Origin of the sequence: Pedobacter alluvionis (genome assembly GCF_003664035.1) — a bacterium.
Taxonomy (GTDB): domain Bacteria; phylum Bacteroidota; class Bacteroidia; order Sphingobacteriales; family Sphingobacteriaceae; genus Pedobacter; species Pedobacter alluvionis.
This window is the reverse complement of sequence record NZ_RCCK01000015.1, coordinates 223,556-238,602: the sequence shown is the minus strand read 5'-3', so window position 1 is coordinate 238,602 and position 15,047 is coordinate 223,556. Positions and strand designations below refer to the sequence as shown.

The 15,047-nt window shown below is 38.9% G+C and carries 12 protein-coding genes; 10 read left to right on the top strand and 2 right to left on the bottom strand.

Annotated features, from left to right (window positions below):
* Positions 1–8: 8 nt before the first annotated feature.
* From BCL90_RS23085 to BCL90_RS23040, 9 genes are all read left to right on the top strand, one after another.
* Entirely contained in the window at positions 9–1,589 is a 1,581-nt protein-coding gene (locus tag BCL90_RS23085) for a RagB/SusD family nutrient uptake outer membrane protein (RefSeq protein ID WP_121287669.1), read from the top strand.
* 11 nt (positions 1,590–1,600) lie between these two features.
* Complete coding sequence (locus BCL90_RS23080; protein WP_121287668.1) at positions 1,601–2,518, top strand: hypothetical protein; 918 nt, start codon at positions 1,601–1,603, stop codon at positions 2,516–2,518.
* Positions 2,519–2,575: 57 nt separating this feature from the next.
* Complete coding sequence (locus BCL90_RS23075; protein ID WP_121287667.1) at positions 2,576–3,922, top strand: TlpA family protein disulfide reductase; 1,347 nt, start codon at positions 2,576–2,578, stop codon at positions 3,920–3,922.
* Positions 3,923–3,940: 18 nt separating this feature from the next.
* A complete protein-coding gene (locus tag BCL90_RS23070) occupies positions 3,941–5,032 on the top strand; it encodes a thioredoxin family protein (protein ID WP_121287666.1) in 1,092 nt (363 codons plus the stop codon).
* A 10-nt stretch (positions 5,033–5,042) separates the two neighbouring features.
* Complete coding sequence (locus BCL90_RS23065) at positions 5,043–5,942, top strand: S1 family peptidase (RefSeq protein ID WP_121287665.1); 900 nt, start codon at positions 5,043–5,045, stop codon at positions 5,940–5,942.
* Positions 5,943–6,201: 259 nt separating this feature from the next.
* Positions 6,202–6,783, top strand: a complete 582-nt coding sequence (locus tag BCL90_RS23060; protein ID WP_121287664.1) for a Crp/Fnr family transcriptional regulator — start codon at positions 6,202–6,204, stop codon at positions 6,781–6,783.
* Positions 6,784–6,930: 147 nt separating this feature from the next.
* Positions 6,931–7,248 (top strand): hypothetical protein, encoded by a 318-nt coding sequence (locus BCL90_RS23055; protein ID WP_121287663.1) that lies wholly within the window; start codon positions 6,931–6,933, stop codon positions 7,246–7,248.
* A gap of 128 nt (positions 7,249–7,376) precedes the next feature.
* Complete coding sequence (locus tag BCL90_RS23050; RefSeq protein WP_121287662.1) at positions 7,377–8,591, top strand: hypothetical protein; 1,215 nt, start codon at positions 7,377–7,379, stop codon at positions 8,589–8,591.
* Between the two features lie 477 nt (positions 8,592–9,068).
* Positions 9,069–9,374 (top strand): hypothetical protein, encoded by a 306-nt coding sequence (locus BCL90_RS23040; RefSeq protein ID WP_166792256.1) that lies wholly within the window; start codon positions 9,069–9,071, stop codon positions 9,372–9,374.
* Positions 9,375–9,862: 488 nt separating this feature from the next.
* On the opposite strand, the gene BCL90_RS23035 is transcribed toward BCL90_RS23040, so the two are convergent.
* Positions 9,863–10,315 carry a hypothetical protein gene (locus tag BCL90_RS23035; protein WP_121287659.1) on the bottom strand — a complete coding sequence of 151 codons (453 nt, stop codon included), beginning with the start codon at positions 10,313–10,315 and terminating at the stop codon, positions 9,863–9,865.
* Between the two features lie 334 nt (positions 10,316–10,649).
* On the opposite strand from BCL90_RS23035, the gene galB reads away from it, so the two are divergent.
* Positions 10,650–13,073, top strand: coding sequence for a beta-galactosidase GalB (gene galB / locus BCL90_RS23030; RefSeq protein WP_121287658.1), 2,424 nt, complete (start codon positions 10,650–10,652; stop codon positions 13,071–13,073).
* A 1,042-nt stretch (positions 13,074–14,115) separates the two neighbouring features.
* Here galB and BCL90_RS23025 read toward each other — a convergent pair.
* A complete protein-coding gene (locus BCL90_RS23025; RefSeq protein WP_166792255.1) occupies positions 14,116–15,045 on the bottom strand; it encodes a siderophore ABC transporter substrate-binding protein in 930 nt (309 codons plus the stop codon).
* Between the last annotated feature and the right edge of the window lie 2 nt (positions 15,046–15,047).

The window sequence follows — 15,047 nt, the reverse complement described above, 5'->3', positions numbered from 1 at the left end:
AAAGCATCATGAAATACATCTATATTTTTTTACCGGTATTGTTGCTCTTTTCATCGTGCAGTAAATTTCTGGATGAATACTCAACTGATCTGAAATATGTTCAAAACACAGATGATCTGAACAAACTGATGATCGGAGAAGCATTCATAAACAGTGTTTCCCTTTCGGCTTACAGCAATCAGGAGACCATGGGCGACCTTTCAGAAACCGGTCTAACCGCGCCATGGCTTCATGTTATGGACGACGATTCTGAACAGTTTGCACTTGGCTTCGCAGAAACCGACAAGTCTACCCCGCTTTATAAATTATCAGGATTCCATAACTGGAGCCAAACGCCTGCATTAAATGTCTTGAATCTTTCCTGGGATGAAATTCTGTGGAGAAAGATTTATAAGCGTGTGGGGGCTATAAACGCCATTTTGTTTGAGGCTTCAAAAATAGCAGAAACGGCTGATAATTCAACCTTACAACACATTCGTGGTGAAGCCTATTTCTTAAGGGCTTACTATTATTTCCTATTGCAAAATGTTTATGGCAGTCCATACCGTGTCAATTCAGCTGCTACAGACGAAGGTGTTCCAGTGAAGATCTCAGAAAAAGTAGAAGACAATTATTTTAAAAGAGACAACAATGATAAAGTTTATAAACAAATTGTTGCAGATCTTGATCAGGCCGAACAATACTTACAGGGCTATAACCCGAATACAAAAATACGGGTTGGGATTGCAGCGGTGAAAATCCTGCAAAGCCGTGTATACTTGTATACGGAGCAATATGACAAAGCGATAGCCGCAGGTAAAAGTCTTGGTGCGATGGGCTATACGCTTAATGATCTGAATTTATATTCACCAAATACGAATTTTACTTACCGGAGTTCGAATGAATCCATTTTTACCATGGGGGCGAATGCAGTACCTGCCGTATTTATAAATGATTCTACCGCTAATTATAGCGGTAATGATCGCCTGGCCTCGTCTTTTAAAGCCTCAAGCACTTTAATGAGTAGCTATGCTTCAGATGATTTGAGGCTTAATGCTTTCTTTCAAAGGTCTGCTAAAACTAAATCATGGTTACCGGCGAAATACCGCAGCTGGCAAACCTATAATGACCCGGAACAGGTATCCTGCATTTTTTCTTTCCGTTATGCAGAAGTAATTTTAAACAACGCAGAGGCCCTGGCAATGACCGGAGCAAATGATGAAGCGAGAAATGAAATCCAGAAGCTAAGGGTAAAGCGGTTTAAAAACGCCACAATAGATCAAATACCCGCTGGCAATCAGGAACTGGTAGAATTTATCAGGGCAGAACGCAGACGGGAATTATGTTTTGAAGGGCACAGGTGGTTCGATTTGAGGCGGTATGCGGTAAACTCCAGATACCCGCTTCCACAGGATTTTACCATCAGGCACCCGGCTTACAGCTATAATGCGCAAACTAATGCAAACACACCTATCGGTAATTATGTATTGAAGTCTTTTGCACAGGATGCGGCGGGCTGGCAAGTTCCTATTCCAAATTATGCCATAGAATTCAACAGGGGTTCATTAACTAATCCTGTTAGAAGTGTACGAACTGTTCAACCTTTATAAATCCATTTAATATGAATCATAAAATTTATGTCGCAGGCATATTCCTTGTTTTATTGGCAACTGCATGCCGGAAGGAGGAGGTAACCGTTTTCCCGGATTACGACAAAAACTGGCTGGTTGTAGACGACAATCCCAACGACGCCACCATTCATGGCAATTACCTCTTTTTTAAAGAGACTGGTATTCCGGTTTACGTTAATGATACAATTGGTACACAAGCCCGGACAGATGTTTTTGGGCGGAATTTTACCCATTATGAGAAACTGTCTTTAAGTTACTCCATTGGTGGTCTCCAGGCTGGAGCGCCACCCCTTGTTTATTCTTTCAGTTATTGCAATAAAGCGGATGTACCTGCTGCACTTGCCTATTTAAAGAGCGAAATTTTGCCAGTGTTACCGAAAGGTATTTATGTGCCCAGTATTTTATTGGTCGCCAACCTGAATACCAATGGTTTTAAGTATGCTTTTAAGGGTTTAAATACCATAGTTATCGGTCAGATTGCGAACATTCCTACCATGGATCAAACTACAAAAGTACAGTATAAAGGAGAAATCTTGCGGGCCATGCTTACAAGTGCCATGCTCAGGCCCAAATACGCCGACATACTGGACAAATTTGCCAATGCTACCCGCAAGTTTATCACTACGGGTGATACATACAATATATCTACTTATTATCTCAATAGGGTAACAGGTTTACCCGCTGGTGTAAGCCCGACATTGCAGGCCATAGGTTTTCTTGGTGCTGAGCCAACCAATCCATATTTAACGCCCGCAACGCCTTCTATGGATGCAAATATGTACCTGGAGGCTATACTTGGGCGTACGGATGCAGAATTTAAAGCTTTGTATGACTCAAATCCTGTAATCATGATCAAATATAATTTAATACGCCAGATCCTAACAGATTTAGGCATTCCAAATCAATAAAAACTTAACGGGTATGGCGAATGTACGCCATACCCATCCTATTCAAAAATAAATTACATGAAAAAATCAATTATTGCTATTTTAATGGCGACGATGTCGCTAACTTCATTTGCACAGAATGCGGTCATCAAAGGAAAATTCACAAAGATCCTTCCCCAAAATCTCAAAGCGGATCGAGTTATTTTTTCCAAACAGGAAGCAGGTGGCGTAAGCCCCATTTCAATGGCCCTGGTTGCCAGACAGGACCAATCGTTTACTATCCAAATTCCCGCCAGTGACCTGAATGCAATTCGTTACCTGGGCTTTAATGCAGATCAATATCCCGTTTACATGCGTGCCGGCGAAGAACTAACTATTGATGCGTTTGACGGAAACGTCGTTTATTCGGGTAACCTGAGTAAGGAGAATAAGGTATTTGCAGACTGGTATAAACTTGTTCTTCCACTACAAAAGTTTGGACATAGCAACAAAGGATATACCATACCCACCGAGCGACTTACGGCAACACTTGATTCACTAGCAGCCCCGGTGGATGCTTTTGTTAAAAGTATAAAAACGGGTAACGAGGCATTCGATAAATATGTGAAATTTATGCTCCCTTACAGTGTGAGATATGATGCATTGCTGCCATTTGCTTCAGGAATTAATTTTGGACGAAAAGATGAGTATCCAGTGTATTTCACTGATCTTTTTAAAAATGAAAAATATACTGACAAAGCGGTCTGGACACTTCCGTTTGGCTTTGACTACATTCAGATGTTGAGTTTCGCCAAACACATCATTTATAATTCGGAGAATGGTATGGCCAGTGAGTTGGTCCTTCCGGAAATCTCAAATAAAGAATTACTTGCGGAAGTGGCTTTAAAGGCAGCAGAGAAGGGATTATCTATGGATTTGGTTGCATTTACTACAAATAACCAGAAATATATGTTAACTGACGCGCAGAAGAAAAAGATGAACATCTTAGCCGACCGCGCAAAATTAAAAGTGGCAGGTGGTCAAACAATCAATTTTTCATACCCAGATATCAACGGCAAAACCAGTAGTCTTTCTGATTATCGTGGCAAAGTAGTTTTATTAGATGTTTGGGCTACCTGGTGTGCACCATGTATTGCCGAACAACCTGCGCTTGAAACGCTCGAAAAGTCTTTTGAAGGTAAGAATGTGGTATTTATCAGTCTTTCTATTGATACAGATAAAGCTAAGTGGAAAGATATGGTAGAGAAAAAGAAACTATCTGGTGTACATTTATTCACAAATAACAAAGGCCCGATTGTAACAGATTATGATGTTACCGAGATTCCAAGATACATTTTAATTGATAAAGAGGGAAAAATGGTGTCATTTGATGCTCCTAGACCCTCAGATACTAAATTGAAAGCTTTAATTGAGTCAAAACTTTAATATTTCCCAAGGACAAACATGAGAATATTTTTAATTTCCGTATGGATTGGAGTAATTACGATGTGCCATACTGCCACCTTTGGCCAGGGGATAAAGTTTGAGGAGCTGACAATGAGTGGGGCGATGGCTAAAGCTTCTGATCCTGCCAACCCTAAACTGATCTTTATGGATTGTTATACCAGCTGGTGTATTCCATGTATTGAGATGGCGAAAATGGAATTTCCCAAAAAGGTAATGGGCGATTATTTCAACCCAAAGTTCGTTTCTGTAAAATTCGACATGGAAAAGGGAGAGGGAAAAGAGCTTGCTAAAAAATACAACGTCAGTGCTTACCCAACTTTTTTAATTCTGAATGCTCAGGGGCAGGAAATCAATAGGGTAGTTGGAAAGTCGACTGCCGATGAATTTGTGGAAAAAGTAAAGGCTGCCTTAGATCCGAAGAATTCTCTGAAAGGCCTGAAAGCAGCTTATGAAGCACAGAAAGGCATGCAGACTGGAATGCCTTACGCCCTTGCACTGTACCAAAACTCTCAGGATCCTTCACCAGTTTTGGAAGATGTATTTGACCACCTTTTAGATTATGAAAGATTTAGCCCTGATTATCTTCAACTGGCATTAGGTACCGTGAAGTTTGGCAGTCCTTTTTTTCATAAGCTTTTGATGTATAAGGGCGATATGGATCAGGCGATGGGTACTGATGTTATCAACCGCATTATTTTCGACAAAGTGCGAAAAGACATGTATTGCATTGCCGCAGGTAGCGCAGCACGTTACAACATATTTTACACCTCTAAGGAGGTTGAAGAGGTTGCTTATATTATTGGTTTGCTAAAGTTACGACCAGATCAGGCAGAAACACACATTTGTAAGATTGCGCTTTACGTAACTAATAAAGATGTAGATGGTTTGATCAGCTATTATAAGCGTTATATCTGGATAATGCCTCCGACAGATGTTTACAAGGGAATACTGGACGGAATTTTAATGGGGCAGATGGCTAAAGCAAATGATGCACAGAAAGGAGCCATTAAAGACTATTTTAAGACCAGGGTGGAGAGCTTAGAGAAAGAAGCCAAAGGTTATCGTAGCATGATTGGCTTTACTAATTAATAAGATTTAAATGAATATATTTTCAGAGAAGTTGGCCTGTAAAAAGGTCGTTATAATGCTGTTGAGTTTTATTTTAATTTCTACTCTTACAATGGCGCAAGGATTTACCAATGATGCCAAAATAGCCGTCGATTATCAGAAATCTGTAGATTCTTTGCTTTTAAAAACGAAGACGGTTACTTTAGAGGATGCCAAACAGATGCTGGCTAATCCACCTCAATCAGCTGCTGTTGGAATCGTTAAACCTTCTAAAAAAGTTTTAACCGCCAATGCCATCTACGAACGTGCAAAAGCGGCTACTGTAATTACAGGTTGCGTTTATTTATGCCCCAGGTGTTCTAATGCACACATCAGCGAATCTTCAGGGTACATTATTGACCCCAAAGGGATCATGGTTACGAATTACCATGTGGTCGCTACTTATGCGAATATGACTGACGGAAATAAACCTTTAGGTTTCGTTGTAAGGATGGCCAATGGACGTACTTATGCTGTGAAATCAGTATTGACATCCTCAAAAGAAAATGATTTGGCCGTACTTCAACTGGAAACAAATGGCGACCTGCTGCCAGCCTTGCCGCTTGCGGAAGGTGCAAAAGTGGGCGAAAAGGTGTTTGTATTAGGACATCCAAAAGGGATGCATTATTTCTTTTCACAAGGTAACGTAATGGATAAATACCTGGAGGAAGCGGGAGATCCAAATCATAGGTTCTTTCGTGAAATGGTCGTGATTTCAGCAGATTATGCAACAGGATCCAGCGGAGGTCCGGTGATGAATGAATATGGTGATGTTGTTGCTACCGTTTCTAATACACATCCATTAATACATAGTGAGATGAATCCGGGATTGCAGATGGTATTGAAGAATACGGTGCCGGTGGAATCTTTGTACAAACTTATAAAGCCTTAAAATAGCGCTTTCCATGAGTAACCCGTTACAGTTAAATCCAAAAAGAGAAATGCCTTGAAATGGTATTTCTCTTTTTGGATTTTTGCTAATAGCGCTATTACATTTTGAAATGTTTAACTTAATTAAATAATTAAGGCCGGCATTGCGCTGTATGGTCTGCGTATTGTTAGTGGCGGATTTATAGGTACCTAACTTTTAGTTTAATACTGAGGTTATTAAATAACTTTTATAATTTCTAAATTATCTGAAAATCTTTTTAATGCAAAAATTAACACCTTATGACCAATTGTTTGGGGTATTCTCAAAATTGGGCGAGCTATCCATCACATTGAAAGAAGCTATCATTGAGCAGAGTAAGGTCATGAGTTTGGATAAGAACCAAAAGGTGTTAAGTGAAGGGGAAAAAAGTGATCGTATTTATTTCATCGTGAGTGGTGCCGTTAGGGTGTTTTACCTGAACAAAGAGGGCATTGAAACAAATACGTGGTTTTTGTTTGAAAACGAACTTGTCATCTCAGTATACAGCTTTTTTACTTCACAGCCTGGTTTTGAATATATTGAGACATTGGAAGACAGTGTTTTTATTGTTCTCAGGAAGGATAAGCTGGATTGGCTTTATGAGCGTTTCGTTGAATTTAATATTATTGGAAGAAGGCTTACGGAATTATACTATATACGTAATGAAGCGCAGGCAAATTCGCTGCGTATGTTTTCCGCTAAACAACGTTATGAGCAGTTGATTCAAAACCAACCCCAACTTTTGAACCGAATTTCTCTGAGTCATATCTCTTCCTATTTGGGTATAAGCAGAGAAACTTTAAGTCGAATAAGAAAAAAGTAAGCGTTTCAGTTTGTGACTTTTGTCAAAAAATCTCAAAGAGTGATCTCATATTTTTGGAGTATAACTTAATATAGTGAGAAGATGCTTTCTTAAAAGCAAACTTACTTTTATTAAAATCAACAAATTGACCACTATTAGACATTTAAAATGACGCACACCTTAACCTCCATCCAGCGATTTTATCGTTATTATTTATTGCTTATCGCAGTCGTAGCCATTTCGTGCAAAAAAGAGACGCGTCTTGTTGATGTTCCGCCACCCGATCAGTCAACCTCCCCCTTTGTTAAGGAACTCTATACACAATGGGTCAGTTACACCAAAGACCATCCCGATGAGGCTTCGCTAAAGCCAAATGAAAAATTGGATTGGGAGAAAATTGTACTTAGGATTTCATCTGATGCCAAACGCAGTATCAATTACTATATACCGATTCTAAAGACAACCAGCCTTGCAACAAAGCCTTAGAATTATCCTTTGGTACCGAAAAAAACATTTTTCAGGCTATTGTGAGGACTTATATTACCACATCTGCTACGGCTGGCAGCTCTTCAGAAACGCGTAGGTTGCAAACCATACTTTACAATTTCTCGACAATGGGTCTGACCATACCTCAAACCGTGATTAATCGAGAAAAGACGATCCAAAAAGAGTTGAAGCAAAAGAATATAGCATCGGTAAAAAATCAAAAGATGTCGCTTACAAAAGATAGAGCCGGCTCGTCAGTAACACAGTCTATCAGAAGCTGTGAAACTGCAATAACTTTTGACTTTTATTATCAATTTTCTGGATATCCGTGGAATGAATGGGATGTTAAGAAATATAGTGATCAAATCGCTAATTATTTCAGAAGTAATGTGTTTTCATATATGAAATATGGGATGTATTTAGATTATGAAATGCCGATGTATGGATACAAAAACGACATGGTTTTTTACAATATAACAGATAATGATCAACTAGGAAATATGATTCGCATAGCACTTGAGCATGCAGCAAACGCTACCAAAGAATATTATAATTTATTAGAGTCCGATGCTAGCTATTATTACTATGACGTGCTTTATTCGACATGCGGAGTCAGTGGCGGTGGTGGTGGAGGCACTCCGGGTACACCCACACCTACGATCACTACAGAAGAGCTACAGGGAGCGATACCTGTTGTGAATAATACACCTAAAATTCAAGACATTAAAAAATACACCAAATGCTTTGCAGACGGTAAAGCGGCAACTTACAAAATGACAATTTTTGTTGATCAACCTGTAAAGGGTGAAGGTGATTGGTACAATATAATACTTCCAACTGGTGGCGTTGTTACAAATAATCCCTACAATATTCCTACGGGAATCATATTCTCGACTATAAATGGAAATAATTTTGATGTCGGACATAGTTTCGTGACTTTTGAAAAAAATAACTCAGATGGTACTAGTGTTAAACAGACATTGGGATTTTATCCATCCGAAAGCTCACTAGCCGGTAGAGGTACGATGGTAGACAACAGTGGACATGCTGCTGATGTAAGTTACACAATCAATGTTACTGCGCAACAATTTAATAAAGGCCTAGAAAAAGTTGAATATGATTTCGCAAACAGAGATTACGTTCTTACAAATGCTTTTCTCAATGAATATAATTGCACAGACGCGGCGATCAGTTGGATGAATGCAGCAGGTGCTAAATTCACCGACTCTACAACTGGATTATTTAGAAACACACCGGGAAGTTTTGGGCAAATCTTAGGATCATTACCTGGTGCAAATAAAACGTCAAGTCCGGGTACAGTTGGAAAAGGTCCTTGCAATTAAAAAAAATCATATGAAAAATTTTAAGATTACTTCGTTACTCGTTATTCTTGGGTTACTTAGTTTATTTACAGGGATAAGGATAAATGGGGAATATAGCTTTTTGTATCAATACACATTTTTCGCCGCTCCAAAAATGTTTTATTTTGATATCATCCGTCATCAATTGGTTTGGCTAATGTTTATACATTGGATACTACAATTCACAACAAATGTAGCACTGCTTTTATTGCCGTTTATTCATAATAAACTGAAGAACAGAAAGCTTATCATATACATACCTTTATTATTTGGCATATTAGCTTCTTGGTACCTGACACTATTTGCTTTTATTTTAGTTCCATATTTAATTGTATGGATTATTTTAATAATAGTCAATAGAATTAATAACAATAGTTGAAATGCCGTGCCAATTATCTCTCACGATAGTCAAAATTTGAGGAAAAGACATGCATGAAAAAGAAATATGTTTTAATAAAATTGACCGGTATAACAATTATTCTAAGCAATATTCCGCCAGTGAGCTATATATGCGACTACTCTTTAGATGAAAAGCATTATAGATATAGTAATGATTCGGGAAATTTCGACGTGATCGATAGAAGTGGCAATAATGTAACAGGTATAAAAGAATCCTTTAAAGAGTATGTTAAAAGCAAAAAAGTTAAGGAAGCAGATACTGTTTTATATAGAACTTTCTGGAAGAATCCTATCGCTTTCTGGCCTTGGCATACTTATTTCAACACTAAAGATGATAGGTATAAACTACCATATAAGAAGTCATAATCTGAGTTCGATTAATATTTAATCACTGTTGTCTGGTAAAACTTAGGAATTTTGGCCATAGCACCAAAATTCCTAAGTTACCTCAAAGATTAAGTTCCTCAATTATTTAGGTTGTTCCAGCCAGCTAACTGTTAATCCATTACTGGATTTTTCGCTATTTCAAGTTTAGCAAATTTGCTTATCCTATTAGCTAGAAATGAGGTTTTATGTGATTTTCAGACTTAAAGATCTTTGCTCCCCTTAATGGGCAATTCTCGAACCAAATTATGGCCTCACTATCGAAATTAGCTTCTCTTGGTGACTAAACAGATTTAATTAAAATTCATATCGAAGCATTGTTAGTAGGTCAATTATTTCCCTAAAAATACATTGTTAGGTATAATAATACTGGTTTTTTTTGGGGAAATGATTCACTGCATAAGTATAACCTGTTATTGAAATCTGTTTTTTTACCTATTCACAGGGTGAAACCAAATTTAAATTTATGATCATGGTCCTACTACATCATCGGCGTAATCTCCGAATGATGTGACTTTGAATACCGGAAAGACAGTTATAATATCGCCAGGTTCCACCAGAAAAAGATTAAATTTTCTACTGAAATAGGTGTCGTTTTTTTTGATGATGTCTATTAATGTTTCAAGGTTTACAAAGTGGATTTTTCTTAAAGTTTTCCTCCTTATCGTGTAAATTTTCTGATTCACATTTCCGGATTCCGGATTGGTGTTATGATAAAAATGTAAGGATTGTGGCTTACAATTACAGGGCATGGTAAACGAGTAAGCGGTGTCAAGCCTTCGGGTCTTGATGGTAACATATCTGGTCAAGTTAGCCTTTGTGTATTTTCCACTTTTTAGGAGAAAATATATATTCTCTTTCTCTTGTCCATCTGCTGTGAAGTGGGTTGAAATTATAATGATTAGAATGATTAAGTATTTCATAGTCTATAAATTAACTATATGCGTTAACTGTTTCCTTGTTGTATTAAAGATATTTTCGAACTCTGGCTATCACTGTTTTCACCAGTCATTTCCTTAAATTTCTGCTAGGCTTCGGTATATATAAGGCCTATCCAAGCTAATGCTTTATAATTACAGAAAGTGATATGACTATCATTTTTAATGTCAGGGGTATTTTCCCCGCTGCGGAATCGGCATTCTATTTCTCGGAACATGGTGGTCAAGAGGCGTGAATCTAATATAACACATAATTTACGCTAAATTACTTGCTATAAATAAACGTTATAGATACATTTAATAATTATTTCTAACCAAGATGAAAAAATTATTATATCTGTTTATCCTGATCAGTTTATCAGCTATTGTGCATGCGCAAAGTGGGCGGTCGGTTGTAGATTTTGATCAAAACTGGACGTTTAACCTGGGCGACGTACCCAACGGCCAAAATGTTGGTTTTAATGATGCCAGCTGGCGAAAATTAAATTTACCTCATGATTGGGGCATAGAGGGCGAATTTAAAAAAGAACACCCCGCCACTGTGGAAGGTGGCGCTTTACCGGGCGGTATAGGCTGGTACCGTAAAACCTTCACCATACCGCGAACTGATAAAGGCAAACTGATCTATATTACATTTGACGGTGTTTATCAAAAAAGCGATGTTTGGATCAACGGCCATCATTTAGGTTACAGACCAAATGGTTATATCAGTTTCAGATATGAGCTTACGCCGTATTTAAATTATGACGGTAAAAAAAATGTGATAAGTGTAAAGGTTGATAATTCTTTGCAGCCAAATTCACGCTGGTATTCCGGTTCTGGTATTTACCGCCATGTTTGGCTGATCAGCACCAACAAAATTGCCGTTAACAATTGGGGTACTTTTGTAACCACACCAAAGGTAAGCGCAAGCTATGCCGATGTTAACCTGAGCGTTAGCATAAAAAATGCGGCAGGCAATGCTAAACCTGCCACTATTATCAGCAGCATTTATGCCAATGGCAAAGTAGTAGCAAGTAAAACACTTACCGGCGTTAGTTTAAAGGATACGGTTACTACAGTAAGCCAAAATTTCGGTGTTAATAACCCGGTATTATGGTCGGTTAACAAACCATTCCTGTATAAAGTACAAACTAAAATATTTGTGGATAATGTCGTTGTTGATCAGTATGAAACACCACTAGGTATCCGTTATTTCAATTTTGATGCGGATAAAGGTTTCAGCCTGAACGGTGTTTCCATGAAAATAAATGGCGTTTGTCAACACCATGACCTGGGCGCGCTGGGCACAGCATTTAATGTACATGCACTGGAAAGACAGTTTAAAATATTAAAGGAAATGGGCGTAAATGCGATACGCACCTCGCACAACCCACCCGCACCAGAGTTTTTAGACCTGGCAGACCGCATGGGCCTTATTATTATGGACGAAGCATTTGATGTATGGCAGGTTCATAAAAGGCCTCAGTTTGACTCACATCTTTTCTTTAAGGAATGGCACAAGCGCGACCTGACAGATCAGGTACTGCGCGACAGGAACCATCCTTCGGTGATGATATGGAGTATTGGAAATGAAATACCGGAGCAAAGAGATACCAGCGCGACACGTATAGCCCGTGAGCTAGCCGGTATTATCCACCAACTGGATACCACAAGGCCAATCACTACAGGCAATAACGAACCTGGCCCGGGCAATAAAATTGTTGAATCTGGAGCTGTTGACCTGTTAGGTTATAATTATCATAACGATAAACTGGCCAATTTTCAGAAGGATTACCCCGGTAAAAAATTCATTGGTACGGAAACTGCTTCGGCGCTGGAAAGCCGCGGTGTTTACAATACTTCGCCCGATACCATTAAACGGTGGCCGGGAGGCGGGGTAGTTAATGGCAAAAGGGTAAGTTGGAAAATGAATGCTGATCATACCGTTAATGCCTATGATAATATTTCGGCACCCTGGGGTCATACCCACGAGGAAACCTTGAAAATATATAAAAAACATGCTTTTCTATCAGGTCAGTTCGTCTGGACCGGGTTTGATTATATAGGCGAACCATGGCCTTACCAATGGCCATCCCGCAGTTCATACTTCGGGATAATAGATCTGGCTGGCTTCCCTAAAGATGTTTATTATCTGTACCAGGGCGAATGGACCAATAAAACAGTGCTCCACATATTGCCGCACTGGAACTGGCAAGCTGGTAAAATAGTTGATGTTTGGGCCTATTACAGTAATGCCGATGAGGTTGAACTGTTTTTAAACGGCAAATCATTAGGTACAAAATCAAAACAGGGCGACAGTCTGCACATTGCCTGGAAAGTAAACTATGAGCCGGGTACCTTAAAGGCCATATCGCGCAAAAATGGCAAAGTGGTGAAAACTACCGAAGTTAAAACTGCAGGCGTGCCAGCCAGGATAGAATTAAGTGCCGACAGGAGTACCATACTTTCAAACGATCATGATCTTTCTTTTATAACGGTTAAAATTGTAGATAAGAACGGTATAATGGTACCTAATGCTGATAATGATGTCAAATTCAAATTATCAGGTGCCGATAGCTTCCTGGCAGGTGTTGATAATGGAAGCCAAACCAGCCACGAATCGTTCAAAGCCGATCATCGTAAAGCATTCAATGGTCTGGCCCTGGCAATTATTGGCGCTAAAAACAAACCGGGTACAGTAACGATAACAGCAACAGCCGATGGCTTAGCTTCCGCATCATTGCCAATTACTATTAAATAAACCAATTGGTTATGCAAATACTTTCTACCTGCCACAGCCAAGACAGAGCAAGGTTCAGAAAATAACAGTGGACAGTTAGGAGAAACAAAATCTGCTTTTTTTGATATTCAAATTTAAGGTTTTCGATTACACAATAACGCCGCATGATCTGGGATTAGGCATGCGGTTTTAGTTTTACACAGTCAGTTGTTTTTCGTCCACGAGCTACGTGGTTCAATGCCAGTCCTACATCATTCTTACTCATCTGACCCTTGTTCTGGCTAAATTCAGGGCACAGTTCAGGGGAGTGAAAGATGTAAATCCTTCTTATTCAGATTAGCTAAAATTTATGTCTGGAATTAATCCCCAACTTTTTGCTTGATCAGCATGTTATTAATTATCATTCAATTAGGATCTCAAAAAGAAAGAGCAAACGAGAATTTCTTCTATTTAACCTATTTGGCTCCCTCTGCTGGGCTCCTTTCGTCTACGCTCAAGATAAACTTCTCGCCCAACCCTTAAACGCAAAAAACCTACAACTTTCGTTGTAGGTTTTGGCTCCCTCTGCTGGGCTCGAACCAGCGACCCTCTGATTAACAGACGGACGCTACCCATTTCTAATAATATGTCTATCAATTAGTTACAATACTTCAAAGAAATCCCGTAATGTATTGGTAACGGTTTTTTTATCAACTCAAATTTAACTTTTTTTCCAACACATCGTGCCTGCTTTTAATTTTTTCCATAGACCAACATAAATACTACGCAAAATTGGAAGCAAAGACAATGCCTTGATAATACTATATTAAGAAAAGAACACAAAAAGTTTAAATCGATTGATGGTTGTAAAAGTGAGCTATTAAAGTATTAGGGGCGATGATTTAGTCTTTTTAACCATATCTAACAAAAGAAAACTAGATAGAAAATTGCACAATTAATCATCAATCTATCGCCAGCCCATTCATGTGGGGAATATCGGAGTAGATATTTCATCAATTTATTTTCAATATTCCCTGCGTTATATTTGGTTTGTTTGTTTGACAGGTTTTATTTTTATATAACGTTATTTGAAGGCTGCATCAATCTCATCAATCATTTTATTTACAGAGGTGGTGCCACCACCTGAAACATACCAGGCCACCGGATCGAGATAAATGAAATTTCCATTTTTATAGGCTCGGGTCTGCCGTATCAAATCGGTTTCCAGTTTCGATTTGTCCACCGGAATATTTTCTACCACGGCTCCCCTGTCTATCACGAAAATCATATCCGGATTATATTTCAGGATATCCTCGATTGTTAGCGGTTGTCCAAATGGCGCATTCGCAGGAATGTTAGCTGCCTGCTTTATCCCCAAAACATCAAAAATAAAACCGAAGTAAGAGTGATTTTTTAATGCCACCATACGGCCGTCGTGGAACAGCATAATAAGCAAGGTATTTTTACCGGATGCAATCGCTTTGGCTCTCACGTGTTCCATTTTTTGTGAAAGGGTATTCAGTATTTTTTCCACCTGCTTCTCCTTATTGAAAATCAGCCCATAGTTCCTTTGGTTTTTTTTAAATGATTCCCAATAGAACTCGTAATCAAAGCCAGGATAAATGGTAGGTGCTATTTTCGATAAGTCCGGATAAGCTTTTTCCAGGCGTGCGGAACTGATAATCAGATCGGGTTTAAGGGCTTTTATTTTTTCATTGTCAACCACCATGAGGTTTCCAACATCGGCATATTTTTCCGATTGGTATTGCTTGAGGTAATCCGGCAATCCGGGCTTGGCTATGCCTACTATGTTGTTGCCTTCGCCCAGGTCATTGAGTGTTTCCAGTGCGCCAAAATCCAGTACCACGATGCGCTTCGGTTTTATGGAAACTTCCGTTGTACCTAACGAATGTGCAATGCTTATTTTCTCAGTTGTCGTTTGTGCCATGGAAAGCGCACCACCTGCAAAAAAGGCTAGCAAGGCAAAAGTTACTGTCCTGAATATTTTTTTCATCT

Coding starts and splice junctions, on each gene's coding strand:
- BCL90_RS23025 (WP_166792255.1), bottom strand. CDS start 15,045: ATGAAAAAAATATTCAGGACAGTAACTTTTGCCTTGCTAGCCTTTTTT.
- BCL90_RS23085 (WP_121287669.1), top strand. CDS start 9: ATGAAATACATCTATATTTTTTTACCGGTATTGTTGCTCTTTTCATCG.
- BCL90_RS23060 (WP_121287664.1), top strand. CDS start 6,202: ATGCAAAAATTAACACCTTATGACCAATTGTTTGGGGTATTCTCAAAA.
- BCL90_RS23070 (WP_121287666.1), top strand. CDS start 3,941: ATGAGAATATTTTTAATTTCCGTATGGATTGGAGTAATTACGATGTGC.
- BCL90_RS23050 (WP_121287662.1), top strand. CDS start 7,377: ATGGGTCTGACCATACCTCAAACCGTGATTAATCGAGAAAAGACGATC.
- galB (WP_121287658.1), top strand. CDS start 10,650: ATGAAAAAATTATTATATCTGTTTATCCTGATCAGTTTATCAGCTATT.
- BCL90_RS23065 (WP_121287665.1), top strand. CDS start 5,043: ATGAATATATTTTCAGAGAAGTTGGCCTGTAAAAAGGTCGTTATAATG.
- BCL90_RS23035 (WP_121287659.1), bottom strand. CDS start 10,315: ATGAAATACTTAATCATTCTAATCATTATAATTTCAACCCACTTCACA.
- BCL90_RS23080 (WP_121287668.1), top strand. CDS start 1,601: ATGAATCATAAAATTTATGTCGCAGGCATATTCCTTGTTTTATTGGCA.
- BCL90_RS23055 (WP_121287663.1), top strand. CDS start 6,931: ATGACGCACACCTTAACCTCCATCCAGCGATTTTATCGTTATTATTTA.
- BCL90_RS23075 (WP_121287667.1), top strand. CDS start 2,576: ATGAAAAAATCAATTATTGCTATTTTAATGGCGACGATGTCGCTAACT.